Source organism: Streptomyces sp. NPDC015171 (genome assembly GCF_043079545.1).
Taxonomy (GTDB): Bacteria; Actinomycetota; Actinomycetes; order Streptomycetales; family Streptomycetaceae; genus Streptomyces.
Window position 1 is genome coordinate 678876 of sequence record NZ_JBIBUO010000001.1, and the last position, 25084, is coordinate 703959.

Sequence of the window (25084 nt, forward strand, 5' to 3'; positions counted from 1 at the left end):
CTCCCCCAGGTGACCGGCTCCCCCAGCCGCCCGGACCGGGGGCGGCAGTCGGCCGCCAGCGCCGAGAAAGCCCGGCGGCGGCCCACTCCCCCTGTGCGGGCCGCCGCGGGGCCCACTGACCGCCCGGTCGCACGGCCATCCGGCCGTGCCGACCTCCTGGTCATACGGACACTCGGTCGTACTGACACTCGGTCGTACGAGTCGCACGGAAGGACGTGACGGTCCAGGTGGCAGCGCACCGCAAGCCCTCGCAACGCCCGCTCAGCGGTCATACGGCCCGGACGGCGGCCACGCTCGCCCTGGCGGGCGCGGCCACCGCGACCGGCTTCGACGGGACGGCACACGCCGAGCCGCAGCTGACGCCGGGGCAGGTGAAGGCCAAGGTGGACACGTTGTACCGGGAGGCCGAGGCCGCCACCGAGAAGTACAACGGGGCGAAGGAGAAGGCGGACACGGCGCAGCGGCGGGTGAGCACGCTCCAGGGCGAGGCCGCCCGCAGGCAGCAGAGGCTCAACTCGGCCCGGGACGCGCTGGGTTCGTTCGCCGCGGCGCAGTACCGGGACGGCGCCATCGCCCCGGCCTGGCAGCTGGCCCTCTCCAGCGACCCCGACCGCTATCTGGACGGCGCCGCGTTCGCGGAGCGTGCCGGCGACCGGCAGGCCGCCGCCGTCTCCCGGGTGCGCCAACAGCTGCGGGAGATCGAGCGGCTGCGCGGTGCCGCGCGCGTCGAGCTGCGGTCGCTGCGGTCACGACAGGCCGAGCTGAGACGACGGAAGACGACCGTCACGGGCAAGCTGGACGAGGCCCGGCGGCTGCTGGCGCAGCTGCCCCCGCGGCAGCGCACCGAGGTCACCGGCGCCGAGGGCACGGCCGGACGCGGTTCCCGGTCGGCCGCCGGCCCGCGGGAGCCGCTGGACCCGGCCGGCTCCGTCCCGGCCCCCACCGGGCGTGCCGCGGCGGCCGTCGCCTACGCCTACGGCAAGCTCGGCAGCCCCTATGTATGGGGCGCCACAGGCCCGAACGCCTTCGACTGCTCGGGCCTGGCCCAGGCCGCCTACCGCTCCGCCGGCATCTCCCTGCCCCGCACCACCTACGCCCAGATCAACGCGGGCCGGCGGGTCTCCCGCTCCGAACTCCAGCCCGGGGACCTGGTGTTCTTCTACTCCGGAATCAGCCACGTCGGCATCTACGTGGGCAACGGCCAGATGATCCACGCCCCGAACCCCTCGGCGCCGGTCCGCCTGGCCCCGGTCGACGAGATGCCGTTCGCGGGGGCGACCCGGGTGGCCTGAGAGCCGGGGTACCGGGGGTCGGGGTGCCTGAGGGCCGGGGTGCCCGGTGTGTCAGGGTGCCCGGTGGGGCTCGGTGGCGGGTCAGACCAGTCGGCGGGCCGTCGCCCAGCGGGTCAGCTCGTGCCGGTTGGACAGCTGGAGCTTGCGCAGGACGGCGGAGACATGGGACTCGACCGTCTTCACCGAGATGAACAGCTGCTTGGCGATCTCCTTGTAGGCGTAGCCACGGGCGATCAGACGCAGCACCTCGCGCTCCCGCTGGGTCAGGCGGTCCAGGTCCTCGTCCACCGGCGGGGCGTCGGTGGAGGCGAAGGCGTCAAGGACGAACCCGGCCAGCCGCGGGGAGAAGACGGCGTCGCCCTCCTGGACCCGGAAGATCGAGTCGACCAGGTCGGTGCCGGTGATGGTCTTGGTGACATAGCCGCGGGCGCCGCCCCGGATCACCCCGATCACGTCCTCCGCCGCGTCCGACACGGACAGCGCGAGGAACCGGACGGGCCGCGCGGCGTCCGCCGTCAACGCCGCGCACCGGCGCAGCACTTCGACACCGCCGCCGCCCGGCAGGTGGACGTCGAGGAGGACCACCTCGGGCCGGGTGGTGGTGATGACCGTGACCGCCTGGTCTACGTCGGCCGCCTCGCCGACCACCTCGACCCCGGTCTCGGCGGTCTGGCCGATCTCGGCCTGGACGCCGGTGCGGAACATCCGGTGGTCGTCCACGAGCACCACGCGTACGTGCCGCCCGCCCGCACCGCCGTCGGACCGGCCGGGCCCGGCCGCTCCCGCCGTGCCGTTCGCCTCGGTCGCCTCGCTCATGACGTCTTCTCCGCCCTCTCCATCTCCAACTCGACCTCGGTGCCGCCGTCCGGCACCGACCGCAGCCGGGCCGTACCGCCGTTGCGCTCCATACGGCCGATGATCGATTCTCTGACGCCCATGCGGTCGGCGGGTATCGCGTCCAGGTCGAACCCGGGACCGCGGTCCCGCACGGACACGAAGACAGTCTTCCCCTCGACCTCGGCGTAGACCTGCACGGCACCGCCCTCGCCACCGTACTTGGCGGCGTTCACCATCGCCTCACGCGCGGCCTGCATCTGCGCCGCCGTCCTCTCGTCCAGCGGGCAGTCGCCGACGATCACGACCTCGATGGGCACGCCGTGCTTGTCCTCCACCTCGGCGGCGTTGCGCCGGACCGCCTCGGCGACCGTGTCCGGCTCGTCGGCCTCGTCCTTGCCGGTGCCCTCCGGCTTGTACAGCCAGGTGCGCAGGTCGCGCTCCTGGGCGCGGGCGAGGCGGCGCACCTCGCCCGCGTTGTCGGCGTTGCGCTGGATCAGGGTGAGGGTGTGCAGCACGGAGTCGTGGACATGGGCGGCGACCTCGGCGCGCTCCTGGGCGCGGATGCGCATCAGGCGCTCCTCGGACAGGTCCTGGGTCATGCGGACCAGGTAGGGGCCGGCGAGCAGGGTGATGCCGACGAGGACAACGAGCGCGGCCTGGAGGACCGCCCCGAGGTGGGCCGCCGAACCCTGGAGGACGAAGATCGCGGAGACACCGGCCGTGACGAGCAGGACTCCGCCGGCCGTGCGCAGCAGGGTGAGGGTGCGGCGCCGGCGGCCCGCCTCCACCCAGCGGGCCCGGCGGGCGTTGTCCGCCTGGCGCCAGACGAGGGCGACACCGGCCGCGACGAGCACGATGGGCACCAGATACGCCTTGGCCGCGCTGCCCAGGTTGACGCTGCCCACGAAGACCATGGACACGATGACCATGAGGAGCAGCGCGACGATCTGGCCGCGGTCCGGTCTGCGGGCGATCAGCCGGCGGCGGCCGTCCGGTGAGGTCTCCGTGCCCACCAGCGACGGCTTCTGGTCGCCGACGCCGCCGATGCCGAGCGGGACGAAGAACCAGAACGCGGCGTACAGCAGCGCTCCGAGTCCGTCCGCCATGAACAGGCCGACGAAGACGAGCCGCACCCAGATGACGGGCAGCCCGAGATGCCCGGCGAGGCCCCGCGCTACTCCGCCGAGCCAGCGTCCGTCGCTGCTGCGGTAGAGCTTGCGCGGCGGCCGCGGGTCGTCGAGGGGCAGGCTTGCGGCTTCCGGCATGCCAACGATGGTCACACGGCAGGCGGGGCAGAGCATCAGGGTCGGTCCCCGAGACGCCCCTGATCTTCCCTCGGGGGCGGTCCGGGCGGGCGGCCCGGCCGCCGATCCGGGCCGCCCGCACGCTCCCCCGCCCCGTCTCAGGGCCGATTTCAGGGTTGGCCCAGGGTCGTCCCGACTGCCGCCGTGACAGCCGGGCCGTCACCATGGACGCATGACGGATCACGAGCACGCCGCGACGGGTCCGGGACCCGGCCCCGGCCCGAGCCCGGCCCCGGGCACCGGACCGACGGATGCCGCGCCCGCCGCGACGGGAGAGACGGGAGCGGCCGGCACCGGCACTCCCGCCGACACCCGCCTCCCCGCCGACGCCGGCACCGGCAGCCCCGCCGGCACCGGTGCCGGCGCGGAAAACAGCGTCGGCGGCACCGGCCCCGGCGCCGGCGCCGGAGAAGCCGACGCCCCCGCCGGCCCGCGTCCCCGTTCCCGGACCGGCGGCCGCTTCCCCGCGGACGAGCCGGAGCCGCAGGATGCCTCCGGGCTCGCCGAGGTACCCGACCGGCTCCGGCGAGACCGCCGGCACAAGATGATCGGGGGCGTGTGCGCGGGGCTCGGGCGCCGTACCGACATGGATCCGGTGATCTTCCGGATCACGCTGGCCGTGCTCTCCGCGACGGGCGGTCTTGGCCTCATCTTCTACGGCTTCGTCTGGCTCCTGGTGCCGTACGAGGACGAGGAGGAGAACGAGCTGCGCAAGCTCTTCACCGGCCGGGTCGACGGCCAGGCGCTGGCCGCCGTGCTGTTCGCGCTGGTCGGCTGCGGGATCTTCCTGACGATGCTGAGAAACGGCGGGGTGCTGGCGTTCGCCACGGTGCTCTCGCTGCTGCTCGCGGGCGCGGGGTACTGGTCGCAGCGCCGTGGTGCCCCCGACCCCGACCCGCTGGCCGCGCAGGCCGCCGCCGACGCCCCGCCGGAAGCCCAGGCGCCGCCGGTGGTCATCACCTACCCCTCCTGGTGGCGGGACCCGATCGTCAAGGACGGCACCCATGTCGGCGGCACCGGCTATCTGTGGGGGCCCGGCGACGCCCGCGAGCGGGACCTCACCTCGGTCCTGGACGTCGGCGTCCCCACCCCCTGGGCGCACCCCGGGGCGGTACAGCCGCCGCGGGCCGCGCCCCCGGTACCGCGCGGCCCGCGCTGGATCGGCGGCTGGGTGTTCCTGCTCGCCCTGCTGGCGGGCGGACTGGGCACCGGGGCCAGCTGGGACACGCACCCGCTGGGCACCAGCCTGCAGACCGGTCTGGCGTGCGCGCTCGCGGTGTTCGGGCTGGGCATCGCGGTCAGCGCGTTCCTGGGCCGGACCGGCGCGGGGACGGTGTTCCTGGCGCTGGTCACGGCGGCCCTGCTCGCCGGGGCGGCGGCCCTGCCCGGGGACATCACCACCCACTGGCGGGAGGCGTCCTGGAAGCCGGGGGCGGCCACCCAGGTCCGGTCCGGGTACGACCTCGGCACCGGCCGGGGCACCCTGGATCTGACCCGGGTGCACCCGGGGCAGGGGCAGACGGTGGCCACGGACGCCCGGGTGGGGGCGGGACAGCTGAAGGTGCTCGTGCCGGCGGACGCGACCGTGCGGATGAGCATCGATGTGGGCGTGGGCGACATCCGGTTGCCCGGGGACAGCGGAAAGGACGTGGATGTGCAGCCCGGCAGGCATCAGGAGGTGACGTTGAGACCGGCCAGGGGTGCCGGGAAGTCCGGCACGCTGAAGCTGACACTCGGCGTCGGAGTGGGACAGGTGGAGGTCAGCCGTGCTGCGTCATGAGTTCCAGCCGGGGAGGCTGGTCGCCGGGCTCTTCCTCGGTGCCACCGGGGTGGTCTTCGCGGGGGACGCGGGGGGTCTGTGGGACACACCGTGGTTCGCGGTCGTCCCGCTGGTCGTCGGCGGGCTCTTCCTGGCCGGCCTGACCGCGGCGCTGACCCGGGGGATACGCAGACGGGGCGGCGCGGAGGGCGGTCAGCGGTAGCCGCCGGCCCGTCGCCGCCGGGCCCGCCAGGCCGCGTCGAGCGAGAGGTAGGGCGTGCCGGCCAGGATCAGCGGGAGCCAGGCCATCAGGTAGGCGAGGTCGTTGCCGTAGTAGTAGGGGGTGGTCGGCCAGCTCACCGTCAGCCAGAGGCTGAGCGAGATCAGCGCCCCGCCGAGCGCGGCCAGCCGGCCGAGCAGACCGAGCAGGATCCCGACACCGACGGCCAGCTCGCCGATGGCGATGGCGCAGCCGAAGCCGACCGGGCCCTTCAGGGCCAGGTCGATCAGGGCCGGGATCGCGGCGGAGTCGTGGGCCGCGCGCATGGTGTCGCCGATCGAGCCGGCGCCGCCGGACCGCAGGAAGGTGCTGTCGGTGAGTTTGTCCAGGCCGGCGTAGATGAAGGTGACGCCCAGGAAGACGCGCAGCGGCAGCAGGGCGTAGCGGGTGGCGGTGTCCCGCAGGGACCGGGGACCGTCCAGCGAGGTGGTGTGCGTATCCGTCCGCATGCTGTGAGTCATCGCTGCCTGCCGCCCTTCGCCCGCCGTCCCGCCCCTCACTCGACGATACGTATGAAGAAGGGAGTCAGTTCAATCCTGTCCCAGATGATTTTCCGGATTTCGGGCGTGCGGGCGCACCCGCCCGGCACTCACTCCGTCACCTGGAGCGGGTACCGGTTGGTCGCCACACCGGCCGCGGTCACCACCTGGACGTCCAGTGCGCCGGGCTCCACGTCCGCGGGGACGGGCACGGTCAGGGTGTTGTCCGTGGGGTTGCGGAAGCCGCCCGCGACGGGGACGAGAGGGACGTGGACGTCGACCGCGCCGATGCGGACGACCATCCGGGAGAGCCGCTCGGCGCTCTGGGCGCCGGGCGGGACGAAGCCGGAGCCGCGGATCTCGATGTCGTCGCCGGTGCGGACGGGGCCGTCCAGATCGCCGGGTTCGCGGGCGCGGACCACGGAGAGGATCACCGGCCTGCCGCCGTCGGCGTACTTGCCGGCGAGATAGGTCGCGGCCGAGATCAGCACGACCACGCCCAGGCCCCAGGGCAGGTCGGGCAGCTGGTCGGGACGGCGGGCCAGGCGTACGGCGGCGAACAGCAGGGCCACGGCGCTGATGGCGACGTACTGGATGTCGGCGAAGGCGCCCCGGCCGGAGTCGTCGGTGAGCAGGTCGGCGGCGCGCGGGCGGTGGGCCGGCACCTTCTGCAGCCGCTGGGCGAGGATGCGCAGGCCCACCACCCGGCGGACCACGACGGCGATGCCGCACACCACGGCGAGGACGGTCACCACGCCCGCGCCGCGCGCCAGATCGAGGCCGGAGATCAGCGCGTCGCGTTCGGCGTGGTCGGAGGCGGCGGCCAGGCGGGCGGCCAGCAGCAGGACGGCATAGCCGACGAACAGCACCCAGCAGGCGGCAACGGAACGGGAGGTGGAGATGCGGTTGTCCTCACCGATCACGGGCGCGAGCGCTCCGCCGCGCGCCCGGTGGAAGAAGCAGGCCGCGGTCAGTGCGGCGGCGACGGCGAACGCGGCGAGCAGGGCCGCGGTGCGGGCGCCGGTCCAGCCCGCGCCGATCGCGGTGAGCGCCTCGGCGAGCAGCAGCGCGAGAACCGCGCCCCACACCGCGCACACCGTGCGCAGCCACAGCCGGGAGAGGCGGACCGCGCCCTCGGCCCTGCCCTGTTCGGCGACGGCCTCGGCCCGCTGGGTCAGCTCCTCGGAGACCCATTGGCGGGACGCCGACGCCGAGTGCGCCACGGCCGCCGGCAGCCCCCGTCCGGCCGCGAACTCGTCGCGCCTGCGCAGGAACGCGGCGACGGCCCGCCGATGTCCCTCCCGGGCCCCGTGCGGGCAGTCCCCGCAGGTGCAGCCACCCGCGTGGACACCCTCGGCACCCGTGTCCCCTCTCGCCTCCTGCACCGCCACGCCCGACGCCCGCCTTCCCCACGACCCGCCGCTCCGGCCCCCGGCGCCCGCGATGCGTCCGAGGGCGGAACAACTCCCCTGTGATGACAGCGAATTGTGCCCTATACAGGGCGCTCCGGGGTGGCCGGGCCGGGTCATCGCGGGTGAAGCCGGGGCCGCCGTGTTGACCCGGCTGCGAGAATCTCCGTATGGCCGAGATCATCCAGCGGGACGGGGCCTGGGCCTTCGACGGCAGCGCGATCCGGATCACCCCCGGACTGCACCGCTCCGTGCCGCTGTTCCGGCAGACGTACGGGGAGATCACCGTACCGCTGGAGGCCGTCTCGGGGGTCGTCTACGAGCCGGAGCGCAGGCGCGGCCGGCTGCGGATGCGGTTGCGCGAGGGCGCCGACCCGCTGCTGCAGGCCACCGGCGGCCGGTTGCCGGACGCGGCCGATCCCTACCGGCTGACGGTGGACGCGGACCGTTCGGGAGTCGCGGAGTACGTCGCCGAGGAGATCCGGCACGCGCTGCTCCTGGACCAGGTCCCCCAGGAGCCGATGGCCGGCTATCTGCTGCCGGGCCCGCCGGTGCCGGTGTCGGTGCGGTGCTCGGACGGCACGGTGTCCTTCGACGGCGGCCAGGTGCGCATCGACTGGGCCGACACCTCCGACCGGGTCAAGCGCGCGACCGGCCCGCGGATCATCGCGCTCGGGGATCTGGTGCAGGTGGAGTGGCTGCCCAACTCGGGGTACGCGGGCGGTCTGCTGCGGTTCGTGACCCGGGAGACGGTGTTCTCCAAGCTGCCGCCCGAGCGGGACCCCTACGCCCTGGACCTGTGGGGCAGTGTCCGGCGGGATCTGCTGACCGCGCTGGTCGCGGCGGCGGTCACCGCCCGGCTGCCGCACCCCTCCACCCGCGCCGGCCGGCCCCGGGCGGACAAGGCACTCGACGACCAGGCCACGGGCGACCAAGCACCGGGCGACCGGGTGCCCGCCGACCAGGTGCCCGCCGACCGCGTACCCGCCGACCGGACGTCCTCGCCGGCGGGGGTGCCGGTGCGGGACGGTCACCATGATGTGCTGCTGCGCCGGCTGCGGGAGCTGGGCGAGCTGTACCGGGAGGGTGTGCTCACGGACGAGGAGTTCGCGATGACCAAGGCGGTCATACTCGAAGGCTTCAGCTGAGCAGGTCCGGTTCGGCGCGGCTGATGTCCTGCCACAGCGGCTGGTAGTTGATCCAGGCCACCAGGTCGCCGCCGAGCTGTTCGCGGGTGGCGACGGCCGGCTTGTGGTCGATGATCACCGGCCGGCCCGCCGCCTTCGCCAGCAGCTGCACCTGGCAGGACCGGTCGAGGGACAGGAACCACCAGGCGGCGGCGTCCACCGAGTCGCCGACGGTGAGCAGGCCGTGGTTGCGCAGGACGAGCGCCTTGCGGGAGCCCAGCGCCGCGGCGATCCGGCGGCCCTCCTCGGCGTCGACGGTGACGCCGGTGTAGGCGTCGTACAGGGCCAGGTCCTCGTAGAAGGCGCAGCTCTCCTGGGTGATGGGGTCGATGAGGTCGCCGAGGGCGGCGAGGGCGCGGCCGTGCACGGAGTGGCAGTGGGCGACGGCGACGACATCGGGGCGGGCGGCGTGCACCTGGGCGTGCACGGTGAACGCGGCCTGGTTGACGTGGTAGCGGCCCTCGACGACCTGGCCGTCCTGGTTGGCGAGGACGAGATCGCTGACGGTGACGTGCTTGAAGGGCATCCCGAAGGGGTTGACCCAGAAGCAGTCGGTGAACTCCGGGTCCCGGGCGGTGATGTGCCCGGACACCCCGTCCTCGAACCCGGCCCGCCCGAAGATCCGCAGGGCGCCGGCGAGCCGTTCCTTGCGGTGCCGGCGTTCGTCCTCGGCCGACTCGTGCATGGGCGGCATGGCGAACTGCAGCCGGCCGGTGGGCAGCGGCAGGGGCGGGGTGGGCCCGTGCATAGGTCCTCCAGCGTGGGGTGTGCGGTACGGCCCGGAAGTTACCTCCGGTCGGCGCAAAAGGGCAGTGCTGGTTTGTAAAGATGACGTACGCAGCACAAACACGACAGGAGTTGTCTGGATTAGCCGGAAGAGTGGCGGTCATGAACTGGGCAGCCTTCACCACCGCCGCACCCGAGCTGGCAGCTCTCGCCGAGGAGCGCTTCGGCGCCCACCGCCACCATGAGCGCCGTCCCTGCGCAGGGACGGCGCTCCGCGTACCTCCGGCCTGGAGGTGCGTTTCCTGGGCGGGGAGCTGTGGCTCGGCATGATGCCGGGCTCGCTCAAGGCGCTCGACCTGCGCCGCGACCCGCGCTTCGCGCTGCAGGCCAACCCGGGTGCCGACATGGGCGGCGGGGACGTCCGGGTCAGCGGGCGGGCGCACGAGGTCGGGGAGGGCGCGGCCAGGGCCGCGTATGTGGAAGAGGTGGAACCGCCGCAGCCGTTCCACCTCTTCCGCACCGAGCTGACGGAGGTCGTGCGGACCTACGTCGAGGACGACACGTACCTCGTCGTCCAGGTCTGGAAGCCCGGAGAGCCGGTGCGGACTCTCCGGCGGACCTGAGCCCCGGAAGGGGTCACTCCCACTCGATGGTGCCCGGCGGCTTCGAGGTGACGTCGAGGACGACCCGGTTGACGTCCCGGACCTCGTTGGTGATCCGGGTCGAGATGCGGGCGAGGACGTCGTACGGGAGCCGGGACCAGTCGGCGGTCATGGCGTCCTCGGAGGAGACCGGGCGCAGCACGATCGGGTGACCGTAGGTGCGGCCGTCGCCCTGGACGCCGACGGAGCGGACGTCCGCGAGCAGGACCACCGGGCACTGCCAGATGTCGCGGTCGAGACCGGCCGCGGTCAGCTCCTCGCGGGCGATGGCGTCGGCGTCCCGGAGCAGGTCGAGGCGCTCCTTGGTGACCTCGCCGACGATGCGGATGCCGAGGCCGGGGCCCGGGAAGGGCTGGCGCTGGACGATCTCGTCCGGCAGGCCCAGCTCCTGGCCGACCATCCGGACCTCGTCCTTGAACAGCTTGCGCAGCGGCTCGATCAGCTGGAACTCGAGGTCCTCGGGGAGGCCGCCGACGTTGTGGTGCGACTTGATGTTGGCGGTGCCGGTGCCGCCGCCGGACTCGACCACGTCCGGGTAGAGGGTGCCCTGGACCAGGAACTCCACGGCCGGGCCCGCGTCGGCGATGATCTCGGCCTGCGCCTGCTCGAAGACGCGGATGAACTCGCGGCCGATGATCTTCCGCTTCTCCTCGGGCTCGCTGACGCCCTTGAGCGCGCTCAGGAAGCGCTCCTCGGCGTCCACGACGACCAGCTTGACGCCGGTCGCGGCCACGAAGTCCTTCTCCACCTGCTCGGTCTCGCCCTTGCGCATGAGGCCGTGGTCGACGTACACGCAGGTCAGCTGGTCGCCGATGGCGCGGGCGACGAGAGCGGCGGCGACGGCGGAGTCCACGCCGCCGGACAGACCGCAGATCGCGCGCTTGTCGCCGACCTGCTCGCGGATCGCGGCGACCTGCTCCTCGATCACATTGCCCGTGGTCCAGGACGGGGTCAGTCCCGCGCCGCGGTACAGGAAGTGCTCCAGCACCTGCTGGCCGTGCGTGGAGTGCATGACCTCGGGGTGGTACTGGACGCCGTAGAGCTTCTTCTCGTCGTTCTCGAAGGCGGCGACCGGGACGACGTCCGTGGACGCGGTGACCGTGAAGCCCTCGGGAGCGGCGGAGCAGGCGTCGCCGTGCGACATCCACACGTGCTGCTCGGCCGGGGTGCCCTCGAAGAGGGTGGAGGACACCTTGGAGACGTGCAGGTCGGTGCGGCCGTACTCACGGGCGCCGGTGTTGTCGACCGTCCCGCCGAGGATCTCCGCCATCAGCTGGAAGCCGTAGCACATGCCGAAGACGGGGACGCCGGCCTCGAACAGTTCGCGGCCGAGGCGGGGGGCACCCTCCTCGTACACGGACGAGGGGCCGCCGGAGAGGATGATCGCCGCGGGGTTCTTGGCGAGCATCTCGGCGACCGGCGTGGTGCTGGGCACGATCTCGCTGTAGACCCGCGCCTCGCGGACGCGACGGGCGATGAGCTGGGCGTACTGCGCACCGAAATCGACGACCAGGACGGTGTCGGGGGTGGCGGCAGTGGGAGTCGCTGATGACACGGGGTGCCTTCTGGTGGTCGGGCGGGGGTTGTGCTACCGAGTCTAACGGGGCGGGCGGCCGGGCCACCCGGTACGGCCCGTGGCATACTGACCGTATGCGCAAGCACTCGACCTTCGTCTTTACCTATGGCATCCGGCCCGCCGGCTGCCATGGTCGTGCTGCTTGAGCCAACGCCAAGCGACTTCCCAGGCGCCCCGGGCCGACAAGGCCCGGGGCGCCTGTCGTTTTCCGGGTTCTGTCGTTCCGTGGCCTCGACCCCCACCCGCACAAGGAGCCCCCAGCATGACCGCCGTGACCACGACCAGCGCGGAAGCGACCATCGCCGACGCCCGTGAACGCATCGACACGCTCGACGACCGGATCATCGGCCTCGTCCAGGAGCGGATGGCCGTCTCCGCCGTCGTCCAGCAGACCCGTATCGCCTCCGGCGGGCGACGGGTGCACCTGTCCCGCGAGATGGAGATCCTCGGCCGCTACCGGGACGCCCTCGGCAAGCCCGGCACCGCCCTCGCCATGACCCTGCTGGAGCTGTGCCGGGGTCGCATCTGAGTTCGGGCCCGCTCTCACCCGTACGGCGCGTGACCGGTCCGCGCACCGCTTCGTTGAGGGGGTGTCCGTGCCAGCCAGGGGCGGGCCCGACAGAACCACGCGTGGCTCGCTGGGGCGATGAGACGTACGGGTCGTGCCGTACGTCGTGGGACCTCGCTCCAGACAGTGACCGGACGGCAGGGGACAGCAGCCCGGTCATCCAAGAGAACGGCCGGCTCCGGGGACGCTCGGAGCCGGCCGGCGGAAAACTGCAGACAGGGCACATGAACACGCGGCGCACCCCCCGGCGCCGTCCCCAGGCACCGGCGCTGCCCTGACGCCGGTGCTGACCGAACGAAGGGCCCCGCGGCCTCTCCGTCCCGCGGGGCCCTTCGTCATGCCCGGGGGCCCGTCCTTCGTCATGCCCGGGGCCCCCGGAAGGCCCGCGCGGCCCCGGTACGAACGCGAGGCCCCGAGAACGTGGTCCACATCACATGAAATTTCTGGGCCCGCCGTGCAACCCTTCCGGCTTTTCGCTGATCAAACCTGCCGGATCAAGGAACGGCGCGAGGGACCTGCCTTCGGAGGGGGATGCAGGTCCCTGGTGCCGCTCCGGGCACTTTCTTAGGTCCCGGTCACTTCTTAGGTTCCGGTCCCTTCTTCGGCGGTACCGCCGGCATCCCCAGGAACGGCAGCCGCAGCGCGCCGAACGCGTCCGCGGGCACCGCGGGGGCCTGCGGCTCCACCGGCTTCAGCCGCTCGTACGCCGTTCCCGGCGCCGGCCGCGGATCCTCCTCGCCCTTGTTCGGCCAGAACGACATGGCCCGCTCGGCCTGCGCGGTGATGGTCAGCGAGGGGTTCACGCCCAGGTTCGCCGAGACGGCGGCGCCGTCCACGACCGAGATGCCCGGGTGGCCGTAGAGCCGGTGGTACGGGTCGATCACGCCGGTCTCCGCCGAGTCGCCGATGGGGCAGCCGCCGAGGAAGTGCGCGGTGAGCGGCGTGCCCATCAGCTCGCCGACGTTGCTGCCGGCGAAGCCGTTGATCTCGGCGGCGAGCGCGGAGGCGGCGTCGGTGGCGGCCCTGATCTGCTTGGGGTTGGGCGAGCCGTGCCCCTGCCGGGCGGTGAGCAGGCCCTTGCCGACCCCGCCGGGCTTCAGATACGTGGTCAGCGAGTTGTCCAGGGACTGCATGACCAGGCCGATGATGGTCCGCTCCGACCAGCGCCTGTTGGACAGGGAGCGGGCGACCAGCAGCGGGTGCCGGGCCGCGTTCGCCAGCCAGGCGAGCGCGCGCGAGGAGCCCTCGGCGTACGGCACCTGGAGGATCGACAGACCGCCCATCGCGTTGGAGCCCTTGCCGTAGCGGACCGGCTCGATGTGGGTGTCCTCGTCGGGGTGGATCGAGGACGTGATGGCCACGCCCCGGGTGAAGTCGGCCTTCGCCGTGCCGGTCGCCCTGCGGTAGCGGCGGTTGTCGGTCTGCGCGCCGACCAGGGCCTCGGAGTTGGTGCGGGTCAGGATGCCGAGCCGGGCGGAGAGGTACGGCAGCTGGCCGCCCGCCTTCATGCGGTGCAGCAGGGTCTGGGTGCCGTAGGTACCGGCCGCGAGGACCACCTTGCGGGCGGTGAGGACGCGGCCCGCGCCCTTCTTCTTCTGGTCGGTCGGCAGGGTGGCGACCGCGTAGCCGCCCCGCGAGTCGTCCGTGACGGACACGACCGTCGTCATGGGGTGGACGACCGCGCCCGCCTTCTCGGCGAGGTACAGATAGTTCTCGTTGAGGGTGTTCTTCGCGCCGTGCCGGCATCCGGTCATGCACTCGCCGCACTCGGTGCAGGCCTTCCGGTCGGGTCCGGCCCCGCCGAAGTACGGGTCGCTCACCTGCTCGCCGGGGGTGGCCCGCACCTTCCCGTCCGCGTCCTGGCCGTCGCCGAAGAACACGCCCACCGGAGCGAGATGGAAGGTGTCGCCGACGCCCATCCGCTGGGCCGCCGCCTTCAGGTGCACGTCCGAGGGGGTCATGGTGGGGTTGAGCCGTACGCCGAGCATGCGCCGGGCCTGGTCGTAGTACGGCTTCAACTCCTCCTGCCAGTCGGTGATGTGCCGCCACTGGGGGTCGTCGAAGAAGGGCTTCGGCGGTACGTAGAGGGTGTTGGCGTAGTTGAGGGAGCCGCCGCCCACGCCCGCGCCCGCCAGCACCATGACATTGCCCAGCAGATGGATGCGCTGGATGCCGTACATGCCGAGTTTTGGGGCCCAGAGGTAGTTCTTCAGGTCCCAGGAGTTCTTCGGGAGGGCGGTGCGGGCGAAGCGGCGGCCGGCCTCCAGGACGCCCACCTTGTAGCCCTTCTCGGTGAGGCGGAGGGCGGACACCGAGCCGCCGAAGCCTGAGCCGACGACGAGGACGTCGTAGTCGTAAGCGTCCTGAGGCACGGAGTTCTCCTCGTTGAGTTTCGCGTGCGGGTGGTGTGAGGGTGCTCGCGCCCGTGGGGCGGAGCCGCGTACCGGTGCGGCCCCGCGCCCGCGGGAGGGGGCGTCACCTGAAGCGGAATGCCTTCATCAGGCGGAGACTCGTGCTCATGAAGCGGGCGTAGCCCTCGTCCGTCATGCCCAGGGACGGTGCCATCGGCAGCAGCCGCTGCTGGGCCACCGTCTGGGCCTCCGTGTACTTGAGGATGCCCTCGGAGCCGTGGCGGCGGCCGAGACCGGAATCCTTCATGCCGCCCATCGGGGACTGGGCGCTGCCGTAGGCGGGCGCGTAGCCCTCGTTGACGTTGACCGTGCCGGTGCGCAGGCGGGCGGCGAGGTCCAGGCCGCGGCGGGCGTTCGTCGTCCACACGGAGGCGTTCAGGCCGTACGGCGTGGCGTTGGCGCGCTCGACGGCTTCCTCGTCGGTCTTGAAGCGGTAGACCGAGACGACCGGGCCGAAGGTCTCCTCCTCGCAGACGGCCATGGAGCTCTCGACGCCGTCCAGGATGGTGGGCTCGAAGAAGTACGGGCCGATGTCGGGGCGGGCCGCCCCGCCCGCGATCACCTTCGCGCCCTTGGCGACGGCCTCCCGCACATGCCGTTCGACGGTCTCCAGCTGGCGTTCGCCGACCAGCGAGCCCATGTCGGCGCCGTAGGCCAGGGAGTTGCCGAGCCGCATGGCCCCGGTGCGGGCGGCGAACCGCTCCAGGAAGGCGTCGGCGACGGACTCGTGGACGTACAGCCGCTCGATGGAGATGCACAGCTGGCCGGCCGAGGAGAAGCAGGCGCGGACGGCGCCGGCGGCGGCCTTCTCGATGTCGGCGTCCTCCAGGACCAGCATGGCGTTCTTGCCGCCGAGTTCGAGGGAGACGCCGACCAGGCGGGCCGCGGCGCCGACGGCGACCTCGCGGCCGGTGCGGGTGGAGCCGGTGAAGGAGACGTAGTCGGCGTGCTTGACCAGCTCGGGGCCGACGACCGGGCCCTCGCCGATGACGACCTGGAAGACACCGGCGGGCAGGCCCGCCTCGATGAGCAGGTCGCGTGCCCACAGCGCGGTGAGGCAGGTCTCCGTGTCCGGCTTCATCACGACGGCGTTGCCCGCGACGAAGGCGGGCAGGGCGTCGCCGACGGACAGCTCCAGCGGGTAGTTCCAGGGGGCGATCTGGCCCACGACCCCGCGCGGGTGGCGCAGTTCGACGGTCTTGGTGAGGGCCGGCACGGCACCGGCGTGCCGCTTGGGCCGCAGATAGGCGCCGGCCCGGCGGCCGTAGTGCCGGGCGGCGACGACGACGGCCTGCACCTCCTCGTGCGCGTGCAGACGGGCCTTGCCGGTCTCCAGCTGGATCAGGTCGAGGACCTCGGCCTGCCGCTCCAGCACCAGGTCGTGGAAGCGGAGCAGGACGGCGGCCCGCTGCCTGACCGGGGTCCGCGCCCACACGGCCTGGGCGGTACGGGCCGCCTCGAAGGCCCTGCTGACGTCCTCGGGCGTGGACTCGGGCAGCTCGGCCAGCTTCTCGCCGGTGAACGGGGTGTGGTTGGCGGTGCGGCCGGAGCCGACGACGCCCTTGGTCAGCTGGGCCACCCATTCCGGGGTGACCACGTCGGCGGCGGTGCGGGCGCCTTCGGGGGCGGGCGCGAGCGGGTTGGTACCGGCGATGTCCGGGGCCTGCGTGTCCGTCATGACGCGCAGAGTATGCCGGAGCGCAAGCTTTGTGTACCCGTCGGTAACGCGGATTCACCGACCGCTCACATACTGCCAGTGATCACTGGCAGAGAATGTGCTGATCAGGGCGTTGACGCGGTGATGCTCAGTCGATCCCGGGCTTTCTCGCGAGCAGCAGACCCAGGGCGCCCAGGGGGGTGCGGCGCCGGGGGGCGGGGGCGGGAGCCGGGGCGGAGGAGGATGCGGGGGCGGGGGCGGGGGCGGCCGGTGCCTGGGGCTCCGGCTCGGCCGGCTCCGCCGTGTCGGTCGGCTCCGTCGTAGCGGCTGACTCCGTCGTAGCGGCCGGCGCGGCCGGCTCCGCCGGCTCCGCCGACTCGGCCGGCAGGTCGGGTGCGGCGGTGGGGCCGAGGTAGTCGCGGAGGACGGCCGCGACCTCCGCCGCGCCGGGCCGCGCCGCCGGCTCGACCGCGTGCAGCCGGTCGAGGACGGGGCCCAGCGGGCCGGGGTCCGTGTCGCCCAGGGCGGCCCGGAGCAGCGCGCCGAGGGACCACAGGTCGGAGGCCGGCCCGGCCCCGGGCCCGGCAGCCCGCTCGGGGGCGACGAAACCGGGGGGCGCCTCCTCCGCGTGGCCGTCGCCGATGCCGAAGTCGGTGAGGACGACCCGCCCGGTGCCGGACTCCAGCAGCACATTGGCCGGTTTGAGATCCCGGTGCACGATGCCGACGGCGTGCGCGGCACGCAGCGCGCCGAGCACCGCGAGCCCGACGCGCGCGGCCTCGGGGGGCGCGAGCGGCCCGCGCCGCAGCACCTCGCGCAGCGACTCGCCCGCCACCAGCTCCATGACGATCCAGGGGACGCCGGCCTCGGTGACGACGTCGTACACCGCGACGGCCGAGGGGTGCCGCACCTGGACGGCGGCCCTGGCCTCGTGCTGGAGCCGGTGCGCGACGCGCCGGCTCTCCTCGTCGGCGGCCGGATCGCCGGGCAGCAACGGTTCCTTGACGGCGACCTGCCGGCCTTGCTGTTCGTCCCGGGCACGCCACACGGTGCCGGTCGGCCCGGACCCGAGGCGTCCGGCCAGCCGGTAACGGCCGCCGATCAGACGTGCGTCGGGCGGGCGTTCGCCGTCTTCAGTCATGTCACATGAGTACCGTGCGCACCGAGCCGTTGTCGAAGCGGGCGGTCAGGCGGCCCACCGGCACAGCCGGAAACCGGCGGACGCCGCACGCACCCGCACCGCCCCGGCCGGGCCGAAGCGAGCCGGCACCACCAACGCCCGCTGCCTCGCGGCCCGTTCCCGCACGGCCAGTTCCAGTACGCGCTGACGGGTCCTGGCCGTCTGTGGCGCCTGTGATGCCCGTGCCGTCTGCGGCGCCTGTGCCGTCGGTGCCGAGGCCAGGCGGCCTGTCCGTAACGCCCAATCCCGCACGCCTTCGGCCGCCGGTTCGGCATCACCGCGGGCCGGTACCGCGGTCTCAGGGCTTCGTGATCTCCAGGCCGGCGACGGCCGCCCGGGCCACCTCCCGGCCGCGGGCGGTGAAATCGCCCTTCGCCGGGTAGCCGACGGCGAGTTCGTACATGTCACCCGACGTGCTGCGGTAGTAGAAGATCCGCAGTTCGCGGGGGCGGCTTGGCGAGTCGTCCGACGGATAGGCGACCGTGTTCCCGGCGGCCTGGCGGCCGTGGAAGGTGGCGTCCGTGTCCGGCACCGTCCTGGTGGCCTCGCCCATCCCGGGGTCGTAGTCGCCCTGGCTCTTGAACTTCTCGTTGTCGTCGTACATCTGGGCCCGTGCGCTGGACTTGATCCGCCCCAGCGAGTCCTGCGACCTGCGGTCAAGACGCAGCCGGAGCCAGATGCCGCCGCTCTGGTCCGCGTACGCCACCCAGTTCTTGTCGGTGTCGTCCTTCTCCGGCCGGAGCGCCTGGTAGCCCTCGGGGACGGCGAGGGTGGCGCCGAGCCTGCTCTCCGGCCGCTTCGCCCAGCCGTCGGAGGACCGGCCGGCGAACGGGCCGGCGAGGACGAGGTACGCGGTGACGGCCGCCGCGACCGCGGCGGCACCGGCGCCTCGGCGGTTGCAGAACAAAACTCGTCGTGTCGTCGGCCCCGTGGCCGCTTCCCCCGTCAGCGCTCATGCGTCATCTCCACCGCGCCCCCGCGCCCGCAGCCACAGGCAGGGCGAACCGGTCACACACCCGTGACCGAGAACGTGTCGACCGCCACGTCGAAGTACTCCCGCGCCTCCCGGACCTGCCCCACCGGCGCCGACACCCACACGTCGTACAGCCGCCCGCCCTGCTCCCAGCACAGGTCGTAGGTGTGCCGGGGCCCCTCCGCCGCGCTGAAACCGTTCCAGGTGAACTCCCAGAGCGCGGCGGGGTGTCCGTCGTGCGTGGTCCGGGTGACGCGGCCGTCGTGGTAACCGGGGTTGGTCTCGGAGCCCTTGGCGGCCGACCGCTCCAGCACGCCGAGCGGGCCGCCCGGTTGCGTCCGGATGACCCTGACGCCCAGGCGGAAGGTCTGCCACGGCGAGAGGTAGAAGACGCGCCCGCCCTCCGGGCTGCGGGTGAAGTCCTCCGGTACGGCGAGCGAGAAGCCTGCCGGGTCCCGGGCCGTGCGGTAGCCGGAGGGCGCGGTGTACGAGTCGGCGGCGCTCGGGCGGGGCGCGCTGGATGTCGGTGCGGGTGCCGACCGCGTACCGGTCGGGGTCCGGGACGGTGTCAGGGACGGGGTCCGGGTCGGCGTCGGGGTCGTACTCGCCGTACCGCCCGGGGTGCCGCCGCCGCCCCGGTCACCGTGCAGCAGCAGCGCGGCGGCCGACACGCCCGCCCCGGCCAGCGCGGCGACGAGCAGCGCCGCCACCAGTACGCCGCGCGGGGACGACCGGCCCGGGAACGGGTCCGCCGTCGGACGGCCCTCGGCGGAGGTCGGCGGTCCGCCGTACGGCGGGTCCCACTGGGTCGGCGGGAAGGACACCGGGGTCTTCGGTGCACGTCCCCCGCCGATCCGGTGGATGCGGCCACCGCCGTGCGCGCCGGCCGTTCCCTGGCCGCCCGGCGCGGCCGGCGTGCGGCCGGTCTCCAGGAACGTGTGCAGCATCCACTCGGCCTCCGCCGCGCCCAGCCGCCGGTCGGGGTCGCGCTCCAGCAGGCCCCGTACGACCGGCATCAGCGGCTCGGCCTGGGCCGGCGGGCGGATCTCGTCGGCGACCACGGCGTGCAGGATGCCGCCGATCGAGTCGCGCCGGAACGGCGACTCGCCGCTGAGCACCGTGCACAACAGCGCGCCCAGCGACCACAGATCGGACTCGGGGCCGGTACGCAGCCCGGACATCCGCTCCGGCGCCGTGTACTCGGGCGAGCCGACGAAGGCGCCGCTCTCGGTGAGCGTGGTGGCCCCGTCGACCTGCGCGATGCCGAAGTCGGTGAGGACGACCCGCTCGGTGCCGGACTCGATCAGCACGTTCGCCGGCTTGATGTCCCGGTGCAGCACCCCCGCCTCGTGCGCGGTGTGCACCGCGCTCAGCAGGGCGATGCCGATCCGCGCGGCCTCGGCGGCGTCCACCGGGCCGTGCCGGGCGATCCGGTCGGCCAGCGTGCCGCCGTCGATCAGCTCCATCACCAGGTACGGCCGTTCGTCCTGCTCCACCACGTCGTGCACGACGATGATGTGCGGGTGGCGCAGCTGGCAGACCGCGCGGGCCTCACGGAACGTACGGTCACGGCGGAGCCGGGTGTCGTCGTCCGGGAGCGAGTCGTCCGACAGGAGTTCTTTGACCGCCACCTGACGGCCCAGCACCTGGTCGCTCGCCCGCCACACGACGCCCATGCCGCCGCGCCCGATGCGTTCCTCCAGGCGGTAACGTCCCGCGATCAGCCGGAAGCCGGCTCCCTCGGTCCCCATGCGCCCCATCATGCCGCACAGGTGGGCCGCCCTCCGGGGTGCCGCTCGGCCAAGACACGCCGCGCAACCTGCGATTTTCGGCCGACCGGGCCGCCGTTCGGGCCGGACGGGCCCGCGCTCGCGGCCGGAACCGCCCGCATGGCCGCCCGGTTCAGCCCGCTTGCCCGGCCGGATCAGTCCCCGTGTCCGGCCGGTTCAGCCCCCGGGTCCGGCCGGTTCAGTCCCCGTGTCCGCCGGGAACGGTCCGCGTGTCCGGCGGGAACAGGCCGTATCTCCGGCCGGAACAGCCCGCCCGCCGGGCCGGAACGGGCCGTGTCCCCGGCCGGATCAGCCCGCGTCCGGCTGCTGCCAGCTCCGCAGCACCCACTGGAACTGCTTGCTGGTCGTCGCCCAGTCCTGGGCCGGTGAGGAGATGTAGATCGCGTACTCCGTGCCTTCGCGCGAGAAGTACGTCTCCTCCGTCGCGCGGCGCGGTCCCGCGCCGTTCGGCGAGTCCTTCGCCAGCGCGGTCCAGGTGTACTCCCACAGCGCGGCCTTGCGGTCGCGGTAGATGTTCTCCTTCATGGTCACGCGCCGGTAGTCGACCAGCCGCTGGAGCTGCTGCTCCAGGTCCTTCTGGTGGGCCAGCGGGTCGGCGAAGTCCGGTGAGCCGTCGATCGCGATGCGGACGAAGTGCCTGCCGTTGTCGGGCGTGTAGTCGATCTGCTTGAGGTCGCCCTGGATGCTGAACACCTGGCGCGTCCAGCCCTTGGGCAGGGAGAGGCTGAAGCCCAGCGGGTCCTTGTAGGTCTTCCAGTCGTCGGGGACCGCACCCGCCGAACTCCCCGCGCCGGTCCCGCCGGACGCCGGCGCCGGGCTCGCGCCGCCGCCGGACGCGGCACCCCGGTCCGTGCCGCCCCAGTGCTGGACCGCCACCGCCCCCGCGCCACCGAGCACCGCCGCGACGGCGACGACCACCGCGAGGGTGCGCAGCCGGCGCCGGGGCCGGCCCGGCTTCTGCCCGCCGGCCGAGGGTCCCAGCATCGTCGGCCCCGCCAGGGAGTGGCCCGCGCCGGCCGCGCCCGCGTCCGCCCCGTCGCCGTAGGCGTGACCGGCCACCGGGGTGGCGTACCCGGAGGCGCGCGCGCCATGGCCGGCGCCCCGCGTCCCGGTGCCGTGGCCCGCTGTGCCGCTGGCGTGGCCGGGTGTGCCGGCGCCCCCGAGGCCGCCCGTGTGCACGCCGGAGCCCTGCGTCGGGACGAACGCCTGTGCCTCGCGCGGGCGGCGGCCCTCCGCCGCCTCGGCGAGCATCTGCTCCGCCTCCGCCGCGCCCGGCCGCTGGGCCGGGTCCTTGCGCAGCAGCGCGGCGATGACGGGGGCCAGCGGCCCGGCGTGGCGCGGCTCGTCCGCGTGCTCCTCGACGATCGCCTGCATGGTGCTCAGCGGCGAGGTGCGCCGGTACGGCGAGCGCCCCTCGACCGCCGTGTACAGCGTGGCGCCGAGCGCCCACAGGTCGGACGCCGGGCCGGGGTCGTGGCCGCGCACCCGCTCGGGGGCCAGGTAGTCGACGGAGCCGACGACCTCCCCGGTGCGGGTGATGGTGGTGTCGCCCTCGATCTGGGCGATGCCGAAGTCGGTGAGCAGCACCCGGCGGTCCGTGCCGAGCAGCACGTTGCCCGGCTTGACGTCCCGGTGCAGCACGCCGGCCGAGTGCGCGGCGCGCAGCGCCCGCAGCACCCACAGCCCGATCCGGGCGGCCTCCGCCGGCTCGACCCGGCCGCGCTCCTTGACGGCGTCGGCCAGCGACTCGCCTTCGACCAGTTCCATGACGATCCACGGGCGGCCGTCGTGCTCCAGCACGTCGTGCACGGTGACGACGGCGGAGTGGTTGATACGGGCGGCGGCCCGCGCCTCGGCCCGGGTACGGGCGAGCAGCACCGCCTGGTCGCTGTCGGAGACGTAGAGCGCCGCGGTCAACTCCTTGATGGCGACCTTCCGGTGCAGCACCTCATCGTGGGCACGCCACACCCGGCCCATGCCGCCGCTGCCGATGGAGTCGGCGAGCCGGTAGCGGCCCGCTATGAGCAGGCCCTGCATCTGATTCACGTTGCCCCGCAATGCTCTTGACAGGGTCAGACTAAGGACCGGTCCGTGAACAGGGAACCAGCGGGGTCCCAAGGAAACCGCACTGTGACGATGGTCATTTCCGCGCGAGACCGGGAACCGGACGGGGCTGTGCCTGCCCCGGGTGCACACTGCTCAACCGGTGTAGCGATACGTCGCGGCAGCCTGCTCGTACAGCCGTGTCACCTCGTCCCGTTCGGCGTCCGGGCCGCGCATCTGCACGATGTGGTACCGACCGTCCAGGAGCAGGGCCATGTTCCGCACGAACAGGTCCCTTCCCTGCCCGTCGGTCCAGGTGAACTGCCCCTCCGCCATGATCCGTCCGCCCACCTCCGTGGTCCGCAGACCGGTGGCCGTGGCCCAGCTGGAGTCGCGGTACGGCTGGAGTTCGCGCTCCTTGTCCCGCTGGTAGACCATCGGATCACTGCCGTACGCCGATGTGCCGTCCCGGCCCGGTACGACGATCAGCTCGAAGTTCCCGTGCGCGTAGACCACCTGGCCGCTGCCGTTCTTCGGGGTGCGGTCCCAGCCCTTGGCGACGGCGACCTGGAACCCGTCGTCCTTGCGCAGGGTGAACCCGTCGGGCACGGAGGGGTCGCCGCCGGTCTGGGTCTCGGTGGCGGGCGCGGAGGCGGACGTCTTGCCGTCGCCGTCCGGTGCGCTCTGCTCGGCGGAGGGCCCCCGGGTGTGCGAGGGCGCGGGACTCCCCTGCCCGGCGCTGCCGGTGCGGTCCCCGCCCGCCGCGCCGTCGCCGTGCTGCTTGGGCAGGAACAGCATGGCGTAGGCGACCGCCCCGGCCAGCAGGAGCAGGATCAGCAGAAGCAGGGTCCGGCCCAGGCTGCGCGGCGAACGGGCGCCCTCCCGGGCCCGCTTGTGCCGGCCGTGCGGATGGACGGCGGGCACCCTGGCACGCCGCCTGCGCACCAGCTCGCCACGGCGGCGGACGATCGGCAGCCGCCTGGGGTCGGCGGGCGGCACTGGGACGACGTGGACGCCCGCGTCCGGCTCCGGCGCTGACCGCACCAGCGAACGCAGCCAGCCGCTCAGCTCCTCTACGTCCGGCCGCTCGATGGGGTCCTGGCGCAGCAGGGACTCCACGACCGGCCGCAGCGGGCCGCACTCCTCGGCGAAGGCCGGCGGCTCGGCGCAGACCAGCTGCACCAGCTCGGCCGTCGACTCCTCCGGGTACGGCGCATGCCCCTGCACGGCCCGGAACAGCAGCGCGCCCAGCGCCCACAGGTCGGTGGCCGGGCCGATCGGCGCCGCCAGCTGCCAGTTCTCGTGCACGGGACCCGCCTGCTCCGGTGCCCAGCGCTCGGTCACCGGCCCCACGACGGTCATCCGCACCTGCCGCGCCCGCTCGGCGGCGAGCGCGGTCCCGGGTCCCCGGCGCACGGCGGCAGGCTCGTCCCACCGGCCGCCCGGATGCGCGGGGACGGGCGCGGGGACGGGCGCGGGGACGGGCGCGAGGCCGGAGTGCGGCTGAGCGGCGCCCTGGTGACCGGGTCCCGCAAGGGGCTCCCCCGCGGGCAGGGCCGGCCCACGCGCAGCGCCGCCCAGGGCGGGAGGCGTGCGGTCGGCTCCGGTGCGTGGTGCGGCACCGTGCCACGGGGCGCCGCGCATCCCGTAGGGGTCGGCTATCCGGCCGGGCGGTGCCGTGGCACCCGCGTCCGAGGGACCCGAGGGGTCTGAGGGGCCTGAGGGGCCCGACGGGTACGGGGACTGCGGTGGGCCGTCGGCCGGGCCGGCCCCGGTGTCGTCCTCGGCGGGCGGCCGGGCGCCGGGCAGGGCGGGGCGGCCGTTCTGCTGGGTCTGCTGGATCTGCTGGGCCTCGTGCACCCGGGCGGCGGCACGGGTGCCCGCGCGGTACGCGGCGATGGCCCCGGCCCGGGCGGCCCGGATGTCGGCGCCGGTCTCCAGGGCCCGCTGCGCCGCCGGATCCGGTGTCCCCGGCCCGCCGTTCGTGCCCGGTGCCGGCAGCCCGCCGGCCGCCCGCGCCTGGATCGCGGCCCGCCGCGCCGCCTCGGGATCGGCGTCCCCGTCACCACCCGGACCTGCCGGACCGCCCGGACCTCCGGGACCTCCCGGCCCTGCCGGACCTCCGGAACCTCCCGGACCTCCCGGACCTCCCGGACCTCCCGGACCGAGCTGACGTCCGCCGGGAGCACCGCGGACCGCCGTGCCGGTGCCCCGCCCCAGGGTGCCGCCACCGCCTTCGCCCGGGCCGGCGGCGGGGCCCGGCGCGGCACCGGGCGACTCTCCGGCGCCCCCGCCCGGATCCTCGGGAGCCGGCACCGGGTCGTACCCGCACAGCGCCTCCTCCGCCGCGCCGGCCGCGAGGCCGGTCAGCATGACCCGGCCGTCTTCGCAGACCAGGACCGTGCGCACGGTGATGTTGCGGTGCACCCAGCCGTGCGCGTGCAGCACCCGGAGCGCCATGAGCACGTCGGAGGCCACTTCGGCCGCCCGGTACGGCGTCAACTGCTGCTCGGCGAGGAGGGCTGCCAGCGGGCGCGCGGCCACCAGTTCGCTGACCACCCAGAGGGACCCGCCCTCGGCGAACACGTCGAAGACCTGGTCCAGGCGCGGATGGTCGGGGATACGGGCCGCCGCCTGCGCGGCCTCGACAGCCCGCCGCACCGCCGGATCGGCGGGGCGCCGGGTGGCGGTCCTGGTCTCCGGCGCCCGGCGGGCGGCGCGCTCCCGCGCGGTGAACCCCTCGGGCAGACCCTCCGCGTCGAGCACCTCGGCCTCGACGACCTCCGGCAACGGCACCTGCCGGACCAGGACCTCCTGACCGCTGTAGGTGTCGAAGGCGCGGGTCTCGGTGAATTCGTACTCTTCGGACGGCGGCAGCGGCAGGCGGTAGCGGTCGGCGAGCACCCGGCCCGCGTAGTCGTCCACTTTGCCTCCCCCGGCCGCCGGTTGGT

18 protein-coding genes and 1 pseudogene are annotated in these 25084 nt (G+C 73.9%); 6 read left to right on the forward strand and 13 right to left on the reverse strand.

Annotated elements, in window-relative coordinates; genetic code table 11:
* The first annotated feature begins 227 nt into the window (after positions 1–227).
* Positions 228–1292: an NlpC/P60 family protein gene (locus ACF073_RS03045; RefSeq protein WP_392066330.1), complete on the forward strand. Its 1065-nt coding sequence runs from the start codon at positions 228–230 to the stop codon at positions 1290–1292.
* A gap of 81 nt (positions 1293–1373) precedes the next feature.
* Here ACF073_RS03045 and ACF073_RS03050 read toward each other — a convergent pair whose 3' ends face one another.
* Positions 1374–2108, reverse strand: coding sequence for a LuxR C-terminal-related transcriptional regulator (locus tag ACF073_RS03050; protein ID WP_392066332.1), 735 nt, complete (start codon positions 2106–2108; stop codon positions 1374–1376).
* Entirely contained in the window at positions 2105–3394 is a 1290-nt protein-coding gene (locus tag ACF073_RS03055; protein WP_392066334.1) for a PspC domain-containing protein, read from the reverse strand. Before ACF073_RS03055 ends, ACF073_RS03050 begins: the two co-directional genes overlap by 4 nt.
* Before the next feature lie 211 nt (positions 3395–3605).
* On the opposite strand from ACF073_RS03055, the gene ACF073_RS03060 reads away from it, so the two are divergent.
* Both ACF073_RS03060 and ACF073_RS03065 read left to right on the forward strand, forming a co-directional pair.
* The gene (locus ACF073_RS03060) at positions 3606–5213 is read left to right on the forward strand and encodes a PspC domain-containing protein (RefSeq protein WP_392066336.1); all 1608 of its coding nucleotides are present in this window, start codon (positions 3606–3608) and stop codon (positions 5211–5213) included.
* Complete coding sequence (locus tag ACF073_RS03065; RefSeq protein ID WP_392066338.1) at positions 5200–5415, forward strand: hypothetical protein; 216 nt, start codon at positions 5200–5202, stop codon at positions 5413–5415. Before ACF073_RS03060 ends, ACF073_RS03065 begins: the two co-directional genes overlap by 14 nt.
* Here the strand turns inward: ACF073_RS03065 and ACF073_RS03070 are convergent.
* Together ACF073_RS03070 and ACF073_RS03075 are read right to left on the reverse strand one after the other, a co-directional pair.
* On the reverse strand, positions 5406–5921 hold the full coding sequence (locus tag ACF073_RS03070) for a DoxX family membrane protein (protein WP_392066340.1): 516 nt from the start codon (positions 5919–5921) through the stop codon (positions 5406–5408). The genes ACF073_RS03065 and ACF073_RS03070 overlap by 10 nt on opposite strands.
* Before the next feature lie 140 nt (positions 5922–6061).
* Positions 6062–7342 carry a hypothetical protein gene (locus ACF073_RS03075; protein ID WP_392066342.1) on the reverse strand — a complete coding sequence of 427 codons (1281 nt, stop codon included), beginning with the start codon at positions 7340–7342 and terminating at the stop codon, positions 6062–6064.
* 188 nt (positions 7343–7530) lie between these two features.
* Between ACF073_RS03075 and ACF073_RS03080 the strand changes: the two genes are divergently transcribed.
* On the forward strand, positions 7531–8508 hold the full coding sequence (locus tag ACF073_RS03080; protein WP_392066344.1) for a DUF4429 domain-containing protein: 978 nt from the start codon (positions 7531–7533) through the stop codon (positions 8506–8508).
* On the opposite strand, the gene ACF073_RS03085 is transcribed toward ACF073_RS03080, so the two are convergent.
* On the reverse strand, positions 8501–9295 hold the full coding sequence (locus ACF073_RS03085) for a class II aldolase/adducin family protein (RefSeq protein ID WP_392066346.1): 795 nt from the start codon (positions 9293–9295) through the stop codon (positions 8501–8503). The genes ACF073_RS03080 and ACF073_RS03085 overlap by 8 nt on opposite strands.
* A 140-nt stretch (positions 9296–9435) precedes the next feature.
* On the opposite strand from ACF073_RS03085, the pseudogene ACF073_RS03090 reads away from it, so the two are divergent.
* Positions 9436–9896: pseudogene (locus ACF073_RS03090) on the forward strand (pyridoxamine 5'-phosphate oxidase family protein).
* A gap of 13 nt (positions 9897–9909) precedes the next feature.
* Here the strand turns inward: ACF073_RS03090 and guaA are convergent.
* Positions 9910–11490 (reverse strand): glutamine-hydrolyzing GMP synthase, encoded by a 1581-nt coding sequence (gene guaA / locus ACF073_RS03095; RefSeq protein WP_392066348.1) that lies wholly within the window; start codon positions 11488–11490, stop codon positions 9910–9912.
* 283 nt (positions 11491–11773) lie between these two features.
* On the opposite strand from guaA, the gene ACF073_RS03100 reads away from it, so the two are divergent.
* Positions 11774–12040 carry a chorismate mutase gene (locus tag ACF073_RS03100; RefSeq protein ID WP_392066350.1) on the forward strand — a complete coding sequence of 89 codons (267 nt, stop codon included), beginning with the start codon at positions 11774–11776 and terminating at the stop codon, positions 12038–12040.
* A 614-nt stretch (positions 12041–12654) separates the two neighbouring features.
* On the opposite strand, the gene ACF073_RS03105 is transcribed toward ACF073_RS03100, so the two are convergent.
* The 7 genes from ACF073_RS03105 to ACF073_RS03135 all read right to left on the reverse strand — a co-directional run bounded on the left by ACF073_RS03105 (position 12655) and on the right by ACF073_RS03135 (position 25058).
* Entirely contained in the window at positions 12655–14451 is a 1797-nt protein-coding gene (locus ACF073_RS03105) for a GMC family oxidoreductase N-terminal domain-containing protein (protein ID WP_392066352.1), read from the reverse strand.
* A 103-nt stretch (positions 14452–14554) separates the two neighbouring features.
* Positions 14555–16168, reverse strand: a complete 1614-nt coding sequence (locus ACF073_RS03110) for a succinic semialdehyde dehydrogenase (RefSeq protein ID WP_392066354.1) — start codon at positions 16166–16168, stop codon at positions 14555–14557.
* A gap of 127 nt (positions 16169–16295) precedes the next feature.
* The gene (locus ACF073_RS03115) at positions 16296–17288 is read right to left on the reverse strand and encodes a serine/threonine-protein kinase (RefSeq protein WP_392066356.1); all 993 of its coding nucleotides are present in this window, start codon (positions 17286–17288) and stop codon (positions 16296–16298) included.
* A 337-nt stretch (positions 17289–17625) separates the two neighbouring features.
* Positions 17626–18234 carry a hypothetical protein gene (locus ACF073_RS03120; protein ID WP_392066358.1) on the reverse strand — a complete coding sequence of 203 codons (609 nt, stop codon included), beginning with the start codon at positions 18232–18234 and terminating at the stop codon, positions 17626–17628.
* Positions 18235–18335: 101 nt separating this feature from the next.
* Positions 18336–20051, reverse strand: coding sequence for a serine/threonine-protein kinase (locus tag ACF073_RS03125; protein WP_392066360.1), 1716 nt, complete (start codon positions 20049–20051; stop codon positions 18336–18338).
* Positions 20052–20378: 327 nt separating this feature from the next.
* Positions 20379–22127 (reverse strand): serine/threonine-protein kinase, encoded by a 1749-nt coding sequence (locus ACF073_RS03130; protein WP_392066869.1) that lies wholly within the window; start codon positions 22125–22127, stop codon positions 20379–20381.
* Positions 22128–22289: 162 nt separating this feature from the next.
* Positions 22290–25058: a protein kinase gene (locus ACF073_RS03135; RefSeq protein ID WP_392066362.1), complete on the reverse strand. Its 2769-nt coding sequence runs from the start codon at positions 25056–25058 to the stop codon at positions 22290–22292.
* Positions 25059–25084: the final 26 nt, after the last annotated feature.

Excerpts from the sequence above, each read along its gene's own strand:
- ACF073_RS03070 (WP_392066340.1), bottom strand. The coding sequence starts at position 5,921 with ATGCGGACGGATACGCACACCACCTCGCTGGACGGTCCCCGGTCCCTG.
- ACF073_RS03080 (WP_392066344.1), top strand. The coding sequence starts at position 7,531 with ATGGCCGAGATCATCCAGCGGGACGGGGCCTGGGCCTTCGACGGCAGC.
- ACF073_RS03115 (WP_392066356.1), bottom strand. The coding sequence starts at position 17,288 with ATGACTGAAGACGGCGAACGCCCGCCCGACGCACGTCTGATCGGCGGC.
- ACF073_RS03050 (WP_392066332.1), bottom strand. The coding sequence starts at position 2,108 with ATGAGCGAGGCGACCGAGGCGAACGGCACGGCGGGAGCGGCCGGGCCC.
- ACF073_RS03130 (WP_392066869.1), bottom strand. The coding sequence starts at position 22,127 with ATGCAGGGCCTGCTCATAGCGGGCCGCTACCGGCTCGCCGACTCCATC.
- ACF073_RS03055 (WP_392066334.1), bottom strand. The coding sequence starts at position 3,394 with ATGCCGGAAGCCGCAAGCCTGCCCCTCGACGACCCGCGGCCGCCGCGC.
- ACF073_RS03110 (WP_392066354.1), bottom strand. The coding sequence starts at position 16,168 with ATGACGGACACGCAGGCCCCGGACATCGCCGGTACCAACCCGCTCGCG.
- ACF073_RS03100 (WP_392066350.1), top strand. The coding sequence starts at position 11,774 with ATGACCGCCGTGACCACGACCAGCGCGGAAGCGACCATCGCCGACGCC.
- ACF073_RS03085 (WP_392066346.1), bottom strand. The coding sequence starts at position 9,295 with ATGCACGGGCCCACCCCGCCCCTGCCGCTGCCCACCGGCCGGCTGCAG.
- ACF073_RS03060 (WP_392066336.1), top strand. The coding sequence starts at position 3,606 with ATGACGGATCACGAGCACGCCGCGACGGGTCCGGGACCCGGCCCCGGC.
- ACF073_RS03125 (WP_392066360.1), bottom strand. The coding sequence starts at position 20,051 with ATGGGGACCGAGGGAGCCGGCTTCCGGCTGATCGCGGGACGTTACCGC.